Consider the following 18,443-nt stretch of genomic DNA (forward strand, 5'->3'; position numbering starts at 1 on the left):
GGTTACTCGATCAACAGGCCGTCGAGTTCGGCCTCGAGCATGGCGCAGTGCATCAGGGCCTGGGCCAGGTACTTCTTGACCATGCGCTCGGACACACCGATCTCAAGGCCGATCGCCTTGTAGGGCATGCCGTGCAGTTGGGCGAGGATGAACGCGTCGCTGACCCGCTGCGGCAGGCGCTGCAACATGGCATCCACTTCGTGCAGGGTTTCGACGATGATCGCCCGTTGCTCGGGAGAGGGGTGCATGGCCTGGGGGCGTTCGCTCAGGGCCTGCAGCCAGGCCTGTTCCAGTTGCCGGCGGCGCCAGTGATCAATGCACAGACCCCGGGCGATGGTCGCCAGGTAGGAGCGTTCATGGACTTCGCCCTGGAATTCCTGTGGGCGCTTGAGCACCCGGATGAAGGTGTCATGGGCCAGGTCTGCGGCATCGAAGGCGTTGCTCAGGCGACGGCGCAGCAGCTCGTACAACCAGCGATGGTGGCTGGTGTAGAGGTTCTGCACGAGTGAGGGTTCGACGACCATCATAAAGAGCGCATTTCCATACGGCGTGATGGCACCAGAGGTGCAAATGGGAATTGGTCGCGATTAAAACAAAAGGTGTGTCAGGGTGCAAATGATATTGGTTTGCTTTTAGGCGCTGGCTTGTGGCGCCTGGCGAGCGTTGTTGTCCGGGTATTGTGTTCAAGAAGTCAATATGACTCGTTCTGGTGTCATTACGACCTCATTGATTTGCAGTCAATATGACTCTATGGCCATCAAGCCCGCGGATTACCAGAGGGTGGAGCTGGCACGGGACTTGATAGCTATCACGGACAACGCACGGGTGAAGGGAGAAAAAAACAATGTTCGGCAGCAATCAATGGCTGATGGAAGGGGGCGCCTGACATGCCTTCAATCAAGGACGTACCCCTGTGGAGCCTGGGCTTTCGCCCGTTTTTCCTCGCCGGCGCCGGGTTTGCCTGTGTCGCCTTGGCGATCTGGAGTCTGTGGCTGTACGGGCGCTTGCCTGCGGCCCAACCCCTGGGTGGGATGCTGGCCTGGCATCGCCACGAAATGCCCTTCGGTTTTGCCACGGCGATCATTGCCGGGTTCCTGCTGACGGCGGTGCCTAACTGGACCGGGCGTCGCGGGCTGTGTGGTTGGCCGCTGCTGGGCCTGGTGCTCGTATGGCTGCTGGCGCGCCTGGCCTGGCTGATGCCGATCGACGCGGATGCCTTGCTGGTGCTGCAGACTGCCATTCCTGCCGTTGCTGGCGCTGCTGCTGGGACGTGACCTGGTCGCCGCACGAAAGCGCGAGAACTACCCGATTCTGTTGATGATCGGTTTGTTGGCTGGCTGCCAGTGGCTGACGCTGTGGGGCATGGCCCACGAGGACCTGGCCTGGCAGCGTCGTGGCGTGTTGGCGGCGCTGTGGTTGGTGGCGGGGTTGATGAGTGTCATTGGCGGGCGGGTAATTCCCTTCTTTATTCAACGCGGCCTGCAGCGCGCGCCAGGCGCGCCGGCCAGCCCGCTTCCGACCCGGGTGCTGCTGGTCACCAGCCTGCTGGCGGCGTTGCTGATCGGCACCGGGGTCAACGACCTGCCACGGCCCTGGCTGGCGGCGCTGTACCTGTTGATCAGCGGCCTGCACCTGGCGCGCCTGTGGCGCTGGCATGACCGGGGTATCTGGCGCGTGCCACTGCTCTGGTCGCTGTACCTGGCTTATGCCTGGATGCTGGTGGCCGCGCTGGCCATGGCGCTGTGGCAACTGGGGGGGCTGGCGCAACAGAGCCTGGCGACCCACGCGCTGGCGGTCGGCGGCATCGGCGGCCTGGTGCTGGCAATGATCGCCCGGGTCAGCCTGGGGCAGGCCGGGCGCCCGCTGCAGCCGCCCAAAGGGGTGGTGCTGGGATTCGCCCTGGTGCTGTTGGCCGGTCTGTCCCGGGTATTGCTGGTGCCGTTCAGCAGCCACGGCCTGGGCATTTCAGCCCTGTGCTGGTGCCTGGCGTTTGCCCTGTTTCTGCAGGGTTACACGCGGATTTTGAGCGGGCCCAGGATCTAGGGCGTTTGCGCCGATGCCTGACCGGTGGTCGCACCACGCCAATTTTGGGGGGAATTGCGCTTAGCTCAAGGGACAACCACCAGCGCGCGTAGGCACTCGATGCCACAGCGACGCTGACCCAGGACTCCTTGCGTCCTGACCGTCCCTGAGGAGATTGCCGTGCTGACGTTCAATATCAATGGCAACGATCAACCCCTGGAAGTGCCCGGCGACATGCCGCTGTTGTGGGTGTTGCGCGATGTCGCGCACCTGACCGGGACCAAATTCGGCTGCGGCATGGCGCAATGCGGGGCCTGTACCGTGCATGTCGACGGTGCGCCTTTGCGCTCATGCATCACCCCGGCTGCGGCGGTGGCCAACGGGCAGAAGATTGTCACCATCGAAGGCCTGTCCAGCGACGGTTCGCACCCGGTGCAGCGGGCCTGGGCCGAGATCGACGTGGTGCAGTGCGGTTACTGCCAGTCCGGGCAGATCATGTCGGCGGTGGCCCTGCTGGCGAAAATCCCCGCGCCGACTGACAGTGATATCGATCAGGCGCTGTCGGGCAATATCTGCCGGTGTGGCACCTACCCGCGTATTCGGGCGGCGATCAAGCGTGCTGCGCACATCGGGGAGGCCTGAGCATGAGCGTACTCATTGATAGCTCGCGCCGGTCCTTTCTCAAAGGCAGCGCCGTGCTGGGCGCCGGCCTGGTGGTGGGGTTTGTGATCCCCGGGGCCAACCGCTTTGCTCGCGCCGCCACAGCCGCCGATCCTGGCTTTGCGCCCAACGCGTTTTTGCGGATCGCCCCGGACAGCCGCGTCATCATACTGTTGGGGCACGCGGAAATGGGCCAGGGCATCTGGACTGGCCTGACCATGCTGATCGCCGAGGAACTGGACGCGGACTGGAGCAAGATTCGCGTCGAACACGCCCCGGCGTCGGCGGCGTTGTACGGCCTGCCAGCCTTTGGCGGCATGCAGATCACCGGGGGCTCGACTTCGACCTGGATGGAGTTCGACCGCTATCGCCAGGCCGGTGCCGCGGCACGTCTGATGTTGATCGAAGCCGCTGCCAAGCGCTTCAACGTCGCGCCATCCCAGGTGCGCACCGAAGCGGGGGTGGTGATTGCCGGCGACCAGCGGGCCACCTATGGCGAACTGGCCAATGAGGCCGGGCAACTGCCGGTGCCGGATCCGGCATCGATCAAACTCAAGGACGCCAAGGACTGGACCCTGATCGGCAAGCCGACCAAGCGCCTGGACTCCCCGGAGAAAATCACCGGCCAGGCGAAGTTCGGCATGGATGTGCAGTTCGAGGGGCTGCTCACCGCCATGGTCGCCCGTGCGCCGGTACTGGGCGGCAGCGTGCGCTCCTTCGACGCCCAGGCCGCGCTGGCGGTGCCCGGGGTGCACAAGGTGCTGCAGGTGCCCACGGGCGTGGCGGTGGTGGCCGATCACTATTGGGCCGCCAAGCTGGGGCGCGATGCGCTGAAAATCGACTGGGACCTGGGCCCCAATGCAGGCCTGGACAGCGTCACCCTGCTGCAGGACTTCCGCAAGCTGGCCACCACCCCCGGCACACCGGCCAGCCAGGCCGGGGATGTCAGCGCCGCGTTGGCCAAGGCGACGAAGACCGTGGATGTCGAGTACAGCGTGCCGTACCTGGCGCATGCGCCGATGGAGCCGCTCAACTGCACGGTGCGCATTACCCACGCGCAATGCGAGATCTGGACCGGCACCCAGTTCCAGACCCTGGACCAGATGGTCGCGGCGAAGATCACCGGGCTCAAGCCGGAGCAGGTGGTGATTCATACCCAATTCCTCGGTGGCGGCTTCGGTCGGCGGGCCAACCCGACCTCGGATTTTGTCAGTGAGGCGGTGCAGGTGGCGCACGTCGCGGGTGCGCCAGTGAAGACCGTCTGGTCGCGCGAAGACGACATCCGTGGCGGCTACTATCGCTCGGCCTTCCTGCATCACGCGCGGATCGGCCTGGGGCCGGATGGCTTGCCCTTGGCCTGGCAGCATGTGCTGGTGGGGCAGTCGATCATGGCCGGGACCATGCTGGAGGCGAGCATGGTCAAGGATGGCATCGACAAGACCTCGGTCGAAGGGGTGGCGGACAGTCCCTACCTGGCCAGCCTGGCCAATCACCGGGTCGACCTGCACTCACCCAAGACCGGCATCAGTGTGCTGTGGCTGCGTTCGGTGGGGCACACCCACACCGCTTTTGTCATGGAATCCTTGATCGACGAACTGGCTGCGGCGGCAGGCAAGGACCCGGTGGACTACCGGCGGACCTTGCTCAAGGACCATCCACGGCACCTCGGGGTGCTCAACCTGGCCGTGGAAAAGGCCAACTGGCAGGCACCCTTGCCGGCGGGGCATGCCTTGGGGGTGGCGGTGCACGAGTCCTTTGGCAGTTATGTCGCGCAAGTCAGCGAAGTGTCCCAGGACAACCTGAAAATCCGCGTGCACCGGGTGGTCTGTGCCGTCGATTGCGGGATTGCGGTGAACCCGGCCAGCATTGTCGCGCAGATGGAGTCGTGCATCACTTTCGGCCTGGGTTTCACCTTGCACAGCAAAGTGACCTTCAAGGACGGTCAGGTGGTGCAGTCCAACTACCACGACTATCAGGTGCTGCGGCTCAACGAAATGCCTGAGGTGCAGGTGCACATCCTGCCTAGCACCGAGAAGCCGGGCGGTATCGGCGAGGCTGGCGTGCCGCCCACTGCACCGGCGGTGGCCAATGCGGTGTATGCCCTGACCGGGCAACGCCTGCGTGAGTTGCCGTTGCAGCTGGAGGGGGTGTGAGATGAGACGCCACCTGTTTTTGGCCACGCTGCTGTTGCTCGGGGTGGGCGGATACACCTCGGACCTGTTCGCCGACGAGTCGCCGGCGCTGAGTGCATTCGGCACGGTGCAGAAGGTGTTCCAGAGCCCGCGCTGCCAGAACTGCCATATCCCCGGGGATGCGCCTTTGCAGTTCGATGCCGGGCTGACCCACGGCATGAGTGTGGTGCGTGGGGTGGAGGGCAAGGGGGCTGCCGGATTGCCCTGTGCCTCCTGTCATGGCGAGTCCAATCCACCGGCCAGTTATGGCCCCCACGCGCCACCGGGCGCCCCGCACTGGAGCCTGCCGCCGGCGGCACACAAAATGGCCTGGATCGGGCTGCCGGCCGATCAGTTGTGCCAGATGATCAAGGACCGTTCGAGCAACGGCGACCGCGACTTTGCCGCGTTGATCAAGCATGTCAGCGACGACAAGCTGGTGCTCTGGGGCTGGAACCCCGGCGGCAACCGAGCCCCGGTGCCGGTGCCCCACGATGTGTTCGTCAGCCAGTTCAAAGTGTGGGCCGAGGCGGGTGGGCCTTGTCCGGTGGTGGGGAGTTAGAGGGCTGTTGATCTTGGTTCTATCCCGGGCAAGCCCAGTCCCACACATGTGCTGGGTGTACGCGAGATCTACGGCCAGCCAAAAACACTGTAGGAGCGAGCTTGCTCGCGATGGGGCCAGTGCATTCAACATCGCTGGCACCTGACCCACTGCCTACACGTTCAGCAGTTGCCTCAGGCCTTGGGCTTGGCCTTGCGTTTGCCGGTCGTTGCGGCTTTGCGTGAGGGGCTCTTGCGTTTGCCTTTCCAGGGTGTCGCGCCTTTGCCGGCCGGGCTTGCCGGGCCGCTGATGGTCAGGCGCAGGCCGGTGCAGCGTCCCACTTGCTTGCTCATCCAGGCGGCCTGCTTGGCGACGAATTCTTCCAGGCTCATTTCACCGCTCTGCACCATGTCCAGGGCTTGTTCCCAGATGGCCGTGGTGCCGGGATCGGCGATGGCTCGGGGGACGGCGTCGATCAGGCTGAAGGCCGCCGGTGTGGCAGCCAGCGCCTTGCCGTGCTTGACCAGGTAACCGCGGTCCAGCAGCCCCTGGATGATTCCCGCGCGGGTGGCTTCGGTGCCGATGCCGGTGGTGTCCTTGAGTTTTTGCTTGAGCAGCGGGTCCTGCACCAGCTTGGCCACGTTTTTCATGGCCTTGATCAGGTCGCCCTCGGTAAACGGCTTGGGTGGCTGGGTCCACAGGTCCTTGAGATTGACGTCGGCAACCGGATAGTCGCTGCCCTGGGTCAGGGGCGGCAGGTTTTGCGGGGCGGCGGCTTCGCGTCCCTTGGCGGCTGCCAGAGCCTCGGGCATGGCGCGTTTCCAGCCCGGCTCCACCACCTGCTTGCCCACTGCGCGCAGAGCGTGGCCGGCACAGTCGAAGTCGGCCTGGGTGCGGTCGTACTCATGGTTGGGCAGGAACTGCGCCAGGTAGCGCGCGCGAATCAAGGTGTAGACCGCCCGGTGCTTGCCGCTCAGGCGCTCGAAATTGTGCGCGGCGGCGGTGGGGATGATGCCGTGGTGGGCGCTGACTTTGGCGTCGTTCCAGGCCCGGGAGCGGCGTTGCGGCTCCAGGTGCTGGAGCAACGGCGCCAGGCTTGGGTCCGCGCGGCCCAGGGCCTGCAGAATCGCCGGTGCTTCGCCGTGCTGGCTCACGGGCAGGTAGCCGCAGTCGCTGCGTGGGTAGGTGATGACTTTATGGGTTTCGTACAGCGCCTGGGCCACGTCGAGGGTTTCCTGGGCCCCCAGGCCGAGTTTTTTCGAGCAGATTTCCTGCAGGGTGCCAAGGTCGAAGGGCAGTGGCGCGACCTCCCGCACCCGCTCGGTGCGCAGCTTGACCAGGCGCGCACTGGCGGCAGTGCGCATGGCTTGCGCCGCTTGCTGGGCCAACGCTTGATTGAGGCAACGGTCCTGTTCATCGCACAGGTCCGACGGCGCCCGCCATTGGGCGGTAAACGGGGTCGCGTCGTGCAGCAATTGCACGTCGATCGCCCAATAGGGCACTGGCACGAAGTCGGCGATGCTGCGGTCGCGGTCCACCACCAGGCGCAGGGTCGGGGTTTGCACTCGACCCACCGGCAGGACGCCCTGGTAACCGGACTGGCGCCCGAGCAGGGTGAACAGCCGGCTCATGTTCATGCCGATCAACCAGTCGGCCCGCGAGCGACCCAGTGCCGAGTGATACAGGCTGAAAGTCTCCGCTCCCGGCTTGAGGGCCGCCAGGGCCTTGCGGATCGAGGCATCGTCGAGCGCCGACAACCACAGCCGCTGGATCGGCCCGCGGTAGCGACAGTGCTCCACCAGTTCGCGGGCAATCATTTCGCCCTCACGGTCGGCGTCGGTGGCGATCACCAGTTCCTGGGCCTCACCCAACAGCCGCTTGACCGCCTTGAACTGGCTGGCGGTCTTGGGCTTGACCAGCATCTTCCACTTTTCGGGAATGATCGGCAGGTCTGCCAGCACCCAGCGTTTATAGCGGGCGTCGTAGGCATCCGGTGGCGCGGTTTCCAGCAGGTGGCCGATGCACCAGGTGACGGTGATCCCCGTGCCCAGCCAGCAGCCATCGCCACGCCGGCTGGCGCCGAGCACCGCGGCAATGTCTTTGGCCTGGGAAGGTTTTTCACACAGATACAGACGCATATCGACCATCAGTCTTCAGGTAACAAGCTGCACAGCATGCGCGGTGCGGCGGCCTGGATCAATCTTTATCTGTATGGATGTACAGTCAAAGGCGTTGCCGGCCATTGCGCCCGACACCACGCCCGTGCATGACGAAATTGTCATTCGCCCATCATCTTCACGTTATCTCGTGCTTGCCACGATATCGCTCGGCGGACCTGGGGCGCCCGGCCCCGCACTACAACAAGACTTTGCGCCAAACATTCAGGAGCGAAAGATGAATAACAGCACAACATTGACCCTGGCGGCGATAGCCGCGCTGGCCGGTTCCGGCGCTTCACTGGCGGTGGCCGAAGAGAAGCCCGAAGGTTTTGTCGAGGGCAGCAGCCTGACGGTGCTCAACCGCAACTACTACTTCAACCGTGATCACCGCAACGGCCAGTCCAGCCCTACGGGCAATGGTTATTCCGAGGCCTGGGCACAAGGGATTATCAGCAAGTTCGAATCGGGATTCACACAGGGCACCGTGGGTGTCGGGGTGGATGCCTTCGCCATGATCGGCCTGAAACTGGACACCGGCGATGGGCGCAATGGCGCACGCAGTTCGTTCGATGTACTGCCAGTCGACGCCCGGGGCGAGCCCCGCGATGAATACTCCAAGCTGGGTGGCGCGGCGAAAATCCGGGCGTTTGATACGGTGGTCAAGGTGGGCGATGTGTTTCCTGCCACGCCGGTGGTGGCTGCCGGGGATTCGCGACTGCTGCCGGAAAGTTTCACCGGGGTCACGGCCAGCAACACCAGCCTGGAGGGCCTGACGCTGCAGGGCGGTCGTCTGCACGCAATGAGCCAGCCGGTTTCGAGCAACATGCGCGACAACTTCGCAACCTTTTATGCCGGGCCGGTCAACTCGCCTTGGGTGGCGTACTTCGGCGGCGACTACAGCCTCAACCGGCACGTCAGCGTCAGCCTGTATTCCAGCCGACTGAAGGACGCCTGGAATCAGTACTACGCCGGTACGACCCTGAGTTATCCGCTGGGCGAGGAGGTCTCGCTGTTCGGTGGCTTGAACTATTACAAGGCGGTGGATGAGGGCCAGCAGTTGCTGGGCCGGTTCGACAACAACATCTGGAGTGCCAAGGCCGGGGTGAAGTTCGGTGCCCACAGCCTGGCGCTGTCCCACCAGCGCAATAACGGCAACGATGACTTCGACTACCTGCGGCAGTCGGACTCGATCTTCCTCGACAACTCGATCCAGTACAGCGACTTCAACTCGCCCAAGGAGCGTTCGTGGATGGTGCGTTATGACCTGGACATGACCACTTACGGAGTCCCGGGTCTGAGTTTCATGACCCGTTATGGGCGCGGCAGTGATGCCGACTACTCCAACGCCAACACGGTGTACATGCGCCGCGATGCCGAGGGCAATCCGTTGACGGACCAGAAGCGCTGGGAGCGGGATATCGAAGTCAAATACGTGGTGCAGTCCGGTTCGCTCAAGGATCTGTCGTTGCGCGTGCGCCAGGCGAACACCCGGGCCACGGCATTCGAGTCGGACCTGGACGAAGTCCGGCTGATTGTCGAATACCCTTTGGCGATTCTTTGATAGTGGGGCATGGGATGAGCCGTATGGGCCCGTTTGAATAGCCAACCTATCAAGAATGTAATGTCCCGCCCATGCTCCTGTTAACTTGGCTTTTTTATACTTGTCGGCAAGCCAAAGACTTGAAGGCCAATAGGTCGGCGAGTCATTCCGATGATGGTAAGAGGAAGCCTGTCATGAAACTTGTGAAGTTCGTGTTTATTACGGTAGTTGCCGTGGCCAGCAGCAGTGTATTTGCCGAAGGGGGCGCCGAGCGTTCTCAGCAATACCTGGCAGCGTTCAAACTGAGTCAGCAACAAGTGCACGGTACTTCGAGCACGGTTGATGTCCAGTCGACGGCCAACGCTGACTCACAGGATGAGGGCAAGCAGGGCAAGAACTCGGAGGGTTGATCAGCGTTCACAGTGTCCATTCACCTTGGTAGCGTCTTGCTCCTTTGGAAGAGGTGAATTTTTCAGCGTCCTTCGGGACGCTTTTTTTTGCTCTGCGGATTGTTGCGGCTGCCATAGCCGCTGGAGCGAGTGCGCTCGCTCCAGCGGCGGGCGGACGTTGCCGGGCTCAGTGGGGTCAACCGCCGCGACGGCTGCAGTCGCCGGCGATGGTGTAGCGCAGGGTATTGAGTTGCCCGCGGGTGTCTTCATAGGTCATCTGCGCCGGCACGGGCCCGCAGGACTTTATCGGGGGAGTGACATTCACCACTTTGGCCACATCCAGTTTCATGCCATAGGCATATTCCTTGACGATGGGTTGTTCCTTGCCTTGTTGGGCGGCATAGCGCTGCATCGCCATCTGATTGTTCTGCATCATCGTTTCAAATCGCCTGTCGCCGCCACTTTCGGCGAGGGCGTTAGTGGAAACAATCAGTGCTGCGGTGAGGCTGATAAGTTGGCTGAGTTTCATGTTGATGACCTCGGTTAAATAAAGCGGAATATTATCAATGCCGACCTTTCGTCGACGTGGCGATGCGATGACAGATCAGTCATGTAAATATCCCGAGCACTAAAAAAACCGCAGCCATTAATGACTGCGGGCAAGTAAGCACAAACGGATTAGTGCACGGGTTATTCGCTCACTGCCTCTTCATCCCGCCGATGGGCCCAGTGATACAGTGCCGGCAATATCAATAACGTGAGGGCCGTCGACGACAGGATTCCACCGATCACCACGGTGGCCAGGGGCCGTTGGACCTCGGCACCGGTACCGGTTGCCAGGGCCATGGGAATGAAGCCCAGGGACGCCACCAGTGCGGTCATCAACACCGGACGCAAGCGCGTCAAGGCACCTTCGTTGACGGCCACACCAAGGGATAGACCTTGCTCGCGCAGGTTGCGGATGAAGGCGATCATCACCAGGCCGTTGAGCACTGCCACTCCGGACAGGGCGATGAACCCCACGCCGGCGGAGATCGACAGTGGAATGTCCCGCAGCCACAGCGCCATTACGCCACCGGTCAACGCGAACGGAATCCCGGTGAACACCAACAAGCCATCCTTGAGGTTGTTGAACATCATGAAGAGCAGCGCGAACACCAGCAGCAAGGCCACCGGCACCACAATCTGCAGGCGCTTGGCTGCCGACTGCAGCTGCTCGAACTGGCCTCCCCAAGTGGTCCAGTAACCGGCAGGAATCTGCACCTGCTGCTCGATCCGGGCACTGGCCTGCTGCACGAACGAACCGATATCGCGGCCACGCACGTTGGCGCTGACAATCACCAGGCGCTTGCCATTCTCGCGACTGACCTGGTTTGGCCCGAGCACCAGATCCAGGCTGGCAACGTCCGCCAGGGCGATGAAGCCGATGGTGTCGGCGCTGCCGTTGAGCAGGGCGGGTACTGGGATCAGCAGCTTCGACAGGCCCTCGACGTCCTTGCGCATGGCGTCGGACAAACGCACCACCATGTCGAAGCGCCGATCACCTTCATACAGGATGCCGGCCTGGCGTCCGCCAACCGCCACCGCAATGGTGTCTTGCACATCACCGACGTTGAGCCCGTAACGCGCGGCCTTGTCGCGGTCGATATTGATGGTCAGTACCGGCAGGCCAGTGGTCTGTTCGACCTTGACCTCCGAGGCGCCATCGATGGTTTGCAGGGTCGCCGCAATTTTCGTCGCGGTGCTGTTGAGTACGTCCATGTCGTCACCGAAGACCTTGACCGCGACGTCGCTACGCACCCCGGAAATCAGCTCGTTGAAGCGCAGCTGGATCGGTTGCGACAACTCATAGTTACTGCCCGGCAACAGCGCCGTCACCCGCTGGATATCGGCGATCAGCGCCTCGCGGCTTTTGTTCGGGTCGGGCCACTGTTGCTGCGGCTTGAGCATCACGTAGCTGTCGGAGATGTTGGGCGGCATCGGGTCGGAGGCGATCTCGGCGGTGCCGGTGCGGGCGAACACACGCTGCACTTCGGGGATCTTTTCCAGCAGCAGTGTTTCCAGGCGCTGTTGCATGTCCACTGATTGACTCAGGCTGGTGCCCGGTACGCGCAAGGCTTGCAGGGCGAAGTCGCCTTCGCTGAGGCTGGGCACGAACTCACTGCCCATGCGGCTGGCGACCACCGTGCAGACGCCGATCATCGCGAGCGCCAGGGCGAACGCCAGTTGGCGGTGCCCCATGACCCAATCCAGCGCCGGCGCATAGGCCCGGCGCGCGCCGCGCATGACCAGGTTCTCGCCTTCCTTGACCTTGCCGGTGACAAACATCGCGATGGCCGCCGGCACGAAGGTCACCGAGAGCAGCATGGCGCCGAGCAGGGCAATCACCACGGTGAACGCCATTGGATGGAACATTTTGCCCTCGACCCCGGTCAGGGCGAAGATCGGCAAGTACACCACCATGATGATCAACTGGCCGTAGATCAGCGGCCGTCGTGCTTCCCTGGCTGCCGCGAAGACTTCATGAAAGCGCTCGGAGCGCGTGAGAATACGGCCATGTTGCTGCTGGGCGTGGGCCAGACGGCGGATGGCGTTCTCGACGATGACCACTGCACCGTCGACGATAATGCCGAAGTCCAGCGCGCCGAGGCTCATCAGGTTGGCGCTGACCTTGTTGGTGAACATGCCGGTGAAGGTGAAGAGCATGGCCAGGGGGATCACCATGGCGGTGATCAGCGCAGCGCGGATATTGCCCAGGAACAGGAACAAGATGGCGATCACCAGGATCGCGCCTTCGATCAGGTTTTTCTTGACCGTGGCAATGGCTTTGTCGACCAGCGTGGTGCGGTCATACACCGTCACTGCGACCATGCCCTGAGGCAGGGTCCGGTTGATTTGTTCAAGCTTGCTGGCCACCGCTTGCGACACCGTTCGGCTGTTTTCGCCGATCAGCATGAACACCGTGCCGAGTACCACTTCCCGGCCGTTTTCAGTGGCAGCACCGGTGCGTAATTCACGGCCGATGTCGACACTGGCGACGTTCTTGATCCGGATCGGTGTGCCGTCGACATTGGCCATGACGATGTTGGCGATGTCATCGAGACTCGCCACCTGGCCGGGAGCGCGAATCAGCAACTGCTCCCCACTGCGCTCGATGTACCCGGCACCGACGTTGGCGTTGTTGCGTTCCAGTGCGCTCACCAGGTCAGTCAACGTCAGCTTGTAGGCGGCCAGGCGCTTGGGGTCGGGGGCAATCTGATACTCCTTGGCAAAGCCGCCGATGGTGTTGATCTCCGCCACACCGGGCACATTGCGCAGTTGCGGCTTGATGATCCAGTCCTGGATCACCCGCAGATCGGTGGGGGTGTAGGCGCTGCCGTCCTCCTTGCGTGCATCGGCCGTGGCTTCCACGGTCCACAGGAAAATCTCCCCGAGCCCCGTGGAGATGGGGCCCATGACGGCCTCGACGCCCGGAGGCAGTTGCTCCTTGGCCACCTGCAGCCGTTCATTGACCAATTGCCGGGCGAAGAACAGGTCGGTGCCTTCCTTGAAGATCACCGTCACTTGCGACAGCCCGGAACGTGACAGCGAACGGGTCTGTTCCAGCGCCGGCAACCCGGCCATGGCCGTCTCGATGGGGAAGGTGATGCGCTGCTCGGTTTCCAGCGGCGAGAACCCGGCGGCCGCGGTGTTGATCTGCACCTGGACGTTGGTGATGTCCGGCACGGCGTCGATCGGCAACTTCTGGTAGCTGGCGATACCCAGGCCAGCCATGAGTAGAACCGCGAGCAGCACGATGATGCGCTGCTCGATGGCGAATTGGATCAGGCGTTCGAACATGAGGACCTTCTTGTGCCGATAGCGGATCAGTGAGCGTGCTCGGCCGAAGCCTTGCCCAGTTCTGACTTGAGGATGAAGCTGCCCGCCGTGGCGACGCGCGCCCCGGCATCCAGCCCCTGGATGATTTCCACCTGGCCTGCGGAGCGGCTGCCGAGCGCTACCGTCCGGGCCTCAAAGCCGTCGTCCGTGCGCACGAAAACACGGGGGCTGTCCTCAATGGTCTGAATCGCGGTTTCGGGGACGGTGACCGAGGCCTGGCGGGTATCGGTGGTGACCCGCACGGTCACGAACAACCCCGGACGCCAGGCGCCGTCTGGGTTGGCGAGGCTGGCCCGGACCGTGGCCGTACGGGTTTGCTCGCCCAGCAGGCTGCCGACGTAGGACACGTTGCCCGCCACTTCGGCATTCAGTTCCGGGGCATTGACGTTGACCGACGTGTCGACTCGTACGCTGTCCAGGTCCTTGGGTGAAACCCCAAACGTTACCCAGACCCGCGACAGGTCGGAGAGGGTAAACACGCTGGTGGCGTCGTTGACCACTTCCCCCAGGGTCAGGTGTTTTTCCACCACCATCGCGTCGAAGGGCGCCCGCAACTCATAACGATTGCCACCACCGGTGGCGCTGCTGCCACTCAATGCGCTGATTTTCTGGCGGGCGTTGTTCAGGGCGATCTCGGCTTCTTGCAGGGCCTGGCGCGCTTGCAGAAAATCCTGCTCGGCGGAAATCTGCTCCTGCCACAACTGGCGTTCACGCTCAAAGGTGCTGCGCGCCAATTCAACGCGACGCTGGGCGGCCGCCTGTTCACTGCGTTGCTCGGAGATTTGCGGGCTGGCAATCACCGCCAGCAACTGCCCCTTTTTCACCGCTTGTCCGAGGTTGACCAGCACCTGCTCGACCACCCCGGGGGCGCGGGGAACGATGTGAGCAGTGCGGTCTTCGTCAAAACGTACTTCGCCGGGGAACGCCAGCGACAGCGCCATGACCTGTGGCCGCGCCTCGGCCAATTGAATGCCGGCGGCATTGATTTGCTCGTCGCTGAGCGTCAGGTGACCTTCGGCTTCCTCCGGTTCTGCTTCAGCGGGTGTGTCGGCCGTGATCTGGGCGGGTGTGCCGTGCTCGGCGTGCGACTGCTCTGCGACGGGCGCCGACGTGGCGCGGGTGGTCAGCAATGAACCGAGGCCGATGCCGGCGATCAGGGTCAAAGCGATGGCCAGGATGGCTTTTTTGTCCATGGATACTCCAGGCACCGTTGGGTCAGTACGACCGGACGGGTGCGCAATACGGCTATAGATAGGATTTCAAGGGGTGGGGAGGAGGGCGCGGGTGTCGCCATAGATGCGTTCGATACGCACCCAGGCATCGGTGGAATCGGCCACGGCCTGCAGGTATTGGCTGCGCGCCTCGAACAGGGTGCGCTGGGCATCGAGCACGTCGAGGAAGTTGAATTTGCCCATTTCAAAGCCACGGGTGGCGGTGTCGACTGCACTTTGGGCCGCCGGCAGGATCACCTGGTTGAAGGCGTTGACTTCGGTGTTGGCAGTGGCCCATTGCTCCAGGCCTGACTGGACCTCGGAGCGCAGGCGCAATTCGCTGGCGTTGCGCAGGTCCCGAGCCTGGTCGGTGCGGCGCGCGGCGGCCAGCACATTGCCCTGGTTGCGATTGAACAATGGAATCGGCATCGACACGCCCAGCAGGTTGACCCGTTCGCGATCGGTCTCGCTGTACTGGCTACCGATGCTCACCGTCAGGTCGGGGATGCGCAGGGCCTTTTCCAGGCCTAGCGAGGCTTCCTTCTGGTTGATCTGCAAGCGCGCCAGGCGCAGCTCGGCGGTAGTGGGGAGGCGATCAAGCAGGGTCTGTGGCGAGGCAATGGCCGGCAATGCGGTTGTCGGTTCTTCGACGCGGGTAAAGGTGGCCTGTGGGGCCCCGGTGACCTGTGCCAGCTGCTGATAGGCGGTGGCCTGGTCACGTTCGGCGCGACGCAGTTCCAGGCGCACCTGGGACAGTTGCACCTGCGCACGCATGGCTTCGACCGGCGCCGCTTTGCCGGCGTTGATGCGTCCCTGGGCTACGCGCAGTCCTCGCTCGGCCAGTTGCAAGGATTGCTCGGTCAGTAACAAACGTTGCTGAGCGATGGTCGAGTTGTAGAAGGCCTGGAACACATCCGCGCGCAATTCATTGCGTCGACGTTCCAGTTCGATACTCGCCGCGTCCTGCGCTCGCTCGGCCACTTCGATTCTGGCGCCGCGTTTTCCACCCAGCTCCAGCGGTTGGCTGAGCATCAGCGTGGTGGTTCGCGAGCGGCGTCGGGTGTCTTCGGCCTCCCAGGACACTTGCGGATTGGGGATCAGCCCGGCTTGCTGGCGATCACCCTCGGCGACGCCGATTTCCCATTGCGCCGCAGCCAGACTCGGGTTGTGGGCAAAGGCACTCTGCAGCGCTCGCTCCAGGGTCAATGGTGCGGCCTGCGCCATGGCCGGCAAGGCACTGGCGGCGATTGCCAGACTGAGCAGTAAAACAGCAGGGCCAGTGAGTAACTTTCTGATCCTGGGTGGACTAACGATGCATTGATAACCCTGCACTGTGGACGTTCCTTAAATGCGAAACAGGCGATGGCGTTAATCTAGAGGTCGGTGCTTATCAGTAAGGTGGCTGGATAATTACAAATACGTTATCCGCGGTTTGCGTAGGAACTTGTGTATTAGGATGGAAAGTGTCGGAACGTTATAGGCGTCGCCATAGAAATATGACGATACAAACACCGATGGTTTATCCGCTCAGATGCACTTGTTGATTTTGTTTGTTCGTGAATTACCCGGGCTGTTAGTTGCGGCATTTTGTCGCGCTTGTGGATTGCAGCACTCAAGGCCGCGGATTCCGGTTGACCCTGAAGCCACTACAGACATTAGCGTGGTGCACGAGCGGCTCATTTTGAACCACGGAGCCGTATGAAAACATCTTTGTCGTGCTCTGAATAAATCCATGCGTTATTTGTTTAAAGGTGAACAACTATGCGAATCCTTGTGATCGAGGACGAGCTGAAAGCTGCCGAATATTTGCACCAGGGGCTGACCGAAAGTGGCTATGTAGTGGACTGTGCGAACAATGGTGCAGATGGACTTCACCTGGCCCGGCAACAGGCCTATGACTTGGTGATACTTGATGTAAACCTTCCTGAGGTAGATGGCTGGTTCGTGCTGGAACATATCCGCAAGAGTGGCAACACCCTGGTGATGATGCTGACCGCCAGAGGGCGGCTTGCCGATAAGGTCCGTGGGCTGGATCTGGGGGCTGATGACTACCTGGTCAAACCCTTCGAGTTTCCCGAACTGCTGGCGCGGGTACGCACCTTGCTGCGGCGCAGCGGGCAGATTCCGTTGCCTCAGGTGTTGAAGGTGGCCGACCTGGAGCTGGATCAGGGGCGACATCGGGCGTTCCGGGGTGAGCAACGTATCGACCTGACCACCAAGGAGTTCGCGTTGCTGCACCTGCTGATGCGCCAGTCGGGTGAAGTGCTCTCGCGGACCCAGATCATTTCCCTGGTGTGGGATATGAACTTCGACTGTGACACCAACGTGGTCGAGGTTTCGATCCGCCGCTTGCGGGCCAAGATCGACGATCCATTCGACCGTAAGCTGATCCACACCCTGCGCGGCGTCGGTTATGTGCTGGAGGCGCGCGAATGAAACCGGCCAGCCTGTCGATGCGCTTGGGGCTGACGGTCAGCGTACTGGGCGCACTACTGGTGGTGGTGTTGGCCATTCTCGCGTTCCTGGCGCTGACCCACGAACTGGACGCCCTGGCCAAGGGCGGCCTGGAAAGGAAAATGCAGCAGATTCGCCACAGCCTGGCACTGGAGCAGCGCGCCAGCGACCTGTCGCTCAAGCCGCACTCATTGCTGGACCAGGTCATGGGGCATGACAACCTGAACCTGACGATCCTCGATCAAGGCGACCCGACGGCACCGTTGCTCAGTGTCGGCAGCCCACTGCCGTTACCGGCGCAGGCTCGTCGTGAGGTGGCCGCGGCGAGCCAGGGCAAGGTCAGCTACTTCAGCCGCTCGGATGATCAGGGCAGGCACTTTCTGACGGCCACCCAATTGATGCCGCTCAACGATGGCCAGTCGGTTGTGGTGCTGTTGTCGATTGACCGATCCAACGATGAGGCCTTGCTCAGTGCCTACCTCAGCTCGACCCTGATTGCCTTGCCGTTGCTGTTGATCCTGATTGGCCTCAGTGCCTGGGCGGTTGTCCAGCGCGGCCTTGCCCCGCTGCGTGAGTTTCGCAAAGTCGCGGCGATGGTTTCGGCCCAGGACCTGAATCATCGACTGTCGGAAGCCAATATGCCCCAGGAGCTTAGCGAACTGGCGCATGGCATCAACTTCATGCTGCACCGGCTCGACAACGGTGTGCAGCAACTGTCGCAATTCTCCGACGATCTGGCGCACGAACTGCGTTCGCCCATCAGCAACCTGATGGGCAAGGCCCAGGTGACCCTGTCGCGGGAGCGTCCAACCGAGGAGTACAAGGCGGTGCTGGTATCCTGCACCGAGGAACTGGCGCGAGTCACGCGGATCGTTTCCGACATGCTGTTCCTGGCCCAGGTCAGCCACCCGGCGGCGCTGGTGCCCTTTGAGGTGATTTGCCTGGAGGATGAAGCGCTGAGGGTCGCCGATTTGTTTAGCCTGGCGGCGCAGGAAAAACACATCACCCTGCAGGTTTCCGGCAGCGGACGAGCCCTGGGCGACCGGCTGATGATCCAGCGCGCGATGTCGAACTTGCTGTCCAACGCGATTCGCCATTGCCCTGACGGGCAGGCGATTTCGCTGGTTATCGACAGTCACGGCGAACACGTGTCGGTGCAGGTGAGCAACCCCGGCGCGGGCATCGAATCCCAGCATCTGCCGCACCTGTTCGACCGCTTCTACCGCGTCGACAACAGCCGCTCCCGCGCTCAGGGCGGCACCGGCCTGGGGCTGGCCATCGTGCGCTCGATCATGAGCCTGCACCAGGGCTTGGCCCAGGTGGAGAGTTCACCTGGGCGTGTGACGGTGTTTCGCTTGGTGTTTCCCAATGGCCGTAACGGCTAGGACAATGGGAATGCTTCTTCGACAGCTACCCG

Annotated in this window: 13 protein-coding genes and 1 pseudogene; 8 read left to right on the plus strand and 6 right to left on the minus strand. The window is 62.6% G+C overall.

Translation table 11 applies throughout. From position 1 onward, the window contains the following. Nucleotides 1–2 precede the first annotated feature (2 nt). Entirely contained in the window at nt 3–527 is a 525-nt protein-coding gene (locus tag Q1W70_RS22330; RefSeq protein WP_166593075.1) for a sigma-70 family RNA polymerase sigma factor, read from the minus strand. 360 nt (nt 528–887) lie between these two features. Here Q1W70_RS22330 and Q1W70_RS22335 point away from each other — a divergent pair. From Q1W70_RS22335 to Q1W70_RS22350, 4 genes and pseudogenes are all read left to right on the plus strand, one after another. Continuing rightward, nucleotides 888–2,043: pseudogene (locus Q1W70_RS22335) on the plus strand (NnrS family protein). Between the two features lie 159 nt (nt 2,044–2,202). Then, complete coding sequence (locus Q1W70_RS22340) at nt 2,203–2,664, plus strand: (2Fe-2S)-binding protein (protein ID WP_166593072.1); 462 nt, start codon at nt 2,203–2,205, stop codon at nt 2,662–2,664. 2 nt (nt 2,665–2,666) lie between these two features. Beyond that, complete coding sequence (locus Q1W70_RS22345) at nt 2,667–4,835, plus strand: xanthine dehydrogenase family protein molybdopterin-binding subunit (RefSeq protein WP_302097973.1); 2,169 nt, start codon at nt 2,667–2,669, stop codon at nt 4,833–4,835. Nucleotide 4,836: 1 nt separating this feature from the next. Next, nucleotides 4,837–5,415 (plus strand): hypothetical protein, encoded by a 579-nt coding sequence (locus Q1W70_RS22350; RefSeq protein ID WP_302097974.1) that lies wholly within the window; start codon nt 4,837–4,839, stop codon nt 5,413–5,415. Nucleotides 5,416–5,588: 173 nt separating this feature from the next. On the opposite strand, the gene Q1W70_RS22355 is transcribed toward Q1W70_RS22350, so the two are convergent. After that, complete coding sequence (locus Q1W70_RS22355; protein ID WP_166592216.1) at nt 5,589–7,532, minus strand: DNA topoisomerase III; 1,944 nt, start codon at nt 7,530–7,532, stop codon at nt 5,589–5,591. Nucleotides 7,533–7,788: 256 nt separating this feature from the next. On the opposite strand from Q1W70_RS22355, the gene Q1W70_RS22360 reads away from it, so the two are divergent. After that, nucleotides 7,789–9,114: an OprD family porin gene (locus tag Q1W70_RS22360; RefSeq protein ID WP_302097975.1), complete on the plus strand. Its 1,326-nt coding sequence runs from the start codon at nt 7,789–7,791 to the stop codon at nt 9,112–9,114. Nucleotides 9,115–9,287: 173 nt separating this feature from the next. Then, nucleotides 9,288–9,503, plus strand: coding sequence for a DUF2790 domain-containing protein (locus Q1W70_RS22365; RefSeq protein ID WP_185817904.1), 216 nt, complete (start codon nt 9,288–9,290; stop codon nt 9,501–9,503). A 175-nt stretch (nt 9,504–9,678) separates the two neighbouring features. On the opposite strand, the gene Q1W70_RS22370 is transcribed toward Q1W70_RS22365, so the two are convergent. The 4 genes from Q1W70_RS22370 to Q1W70_RS22385 form a co-directional block, all read right to left on the minus strand. Next, nucleotides 9,679–10,011, minus strand: a complete 333-nt coding sequence (locus tag Q1W70_RS22370) for a DUF2790 domain-containing protein (RefSeq protein WP_166592213.1) — start codon at nt 10,009–10,011, stop codon at nt 9,679–9,681. 161 nt (nt 10,012–10,172) lie between these two features. Further along, nucleotides 10,173–13,322 carry a CusA/CzcA family heavy metal efflux RND transporter gene (locus Q1W70_RS22375; protein ID WP_302097976.1) on the minus strand — a complete coding sequence of 1,050 codons (3,150 nt, stop codon included), beginning with the start codon at nt 13,320–13,322 and terminating at the stop codon, nt 10,173–10,175. A gap of 26 nt (nt 13,323–13,348) precedes the next feature. Next, nucleotides 13,349–14,554 carry an efflux RND transporter periplasmic adaptor subunit gene (locus Q1W70_RS22380; protein ID WP_166592211.1) on the minus strand — a complete coding sequence of 402 codons (1,206 nt, stop codon included), beginning with the start codon at nt 14,552–14,554 and terminating at the stop codon, nt 13,349–13,351. 66 nt (nt 14,555–14,620) lie between these two features. After that, nucleotides 14,621–15,796: a TolC family protein gene (locus tag Q1W70_RS22385; protein ID WP_166592210.1), complete on the minus strand. Its 1,176-nt coding sequence runs from the start codon at nt 15,794–15,796 to the stop codon at nt 14,621–14,623. A gap of 537 nt (nt 15,797–16,333) precedes the next feature. Here Q1W70_RS22385 and Q1W70_RS22390 point away from each other — a divergent pair. Both Q1W70_RS22390 and Q1W70_RS22395 read left to right on the plus strand, forming a co-directional pair. Next, nucleotides 16,334–17,008: a heavy metal response regulator transcription factor gene (locus Q1W70_RS22390; protein WP_166592209.1), complete on the plus strand. Its 675-nt coding sequence runs from the start codon at nt 16,334–16,336 to the stop codon at nt 17,006–17,008. Then, the gene (locus Q1W70_RS22395) at nt 17,005–18,411 is read left to right on the plus strand and encodes a heavy metal sensor histidine kinase (RefSeq protein WP_166592208.1); all 1,407 of its coding nucleotides are present in this window, start codon (nt 17,005–17,007) and stop codon (nt 18,409–18,411) included. Before Q1W70_RS22390 ends, Q1W70_RS22395 begins: the two co-directional genes overlap by 4 nt. Nucleotides 18,412–18,443 lie beyond the last annotated feature (32 nt).

Origin of the sequence: Pseudomonas kielensis (assembly GCF_030505375.1) — a bacterium.
Lineage (GTDB): Bacteria > Pseudomonadota > Gammaproteobacteria > Pseudomonadales > Pseudomonadaceae > Aquipseudomonas > Aquipseudomonas kielensis.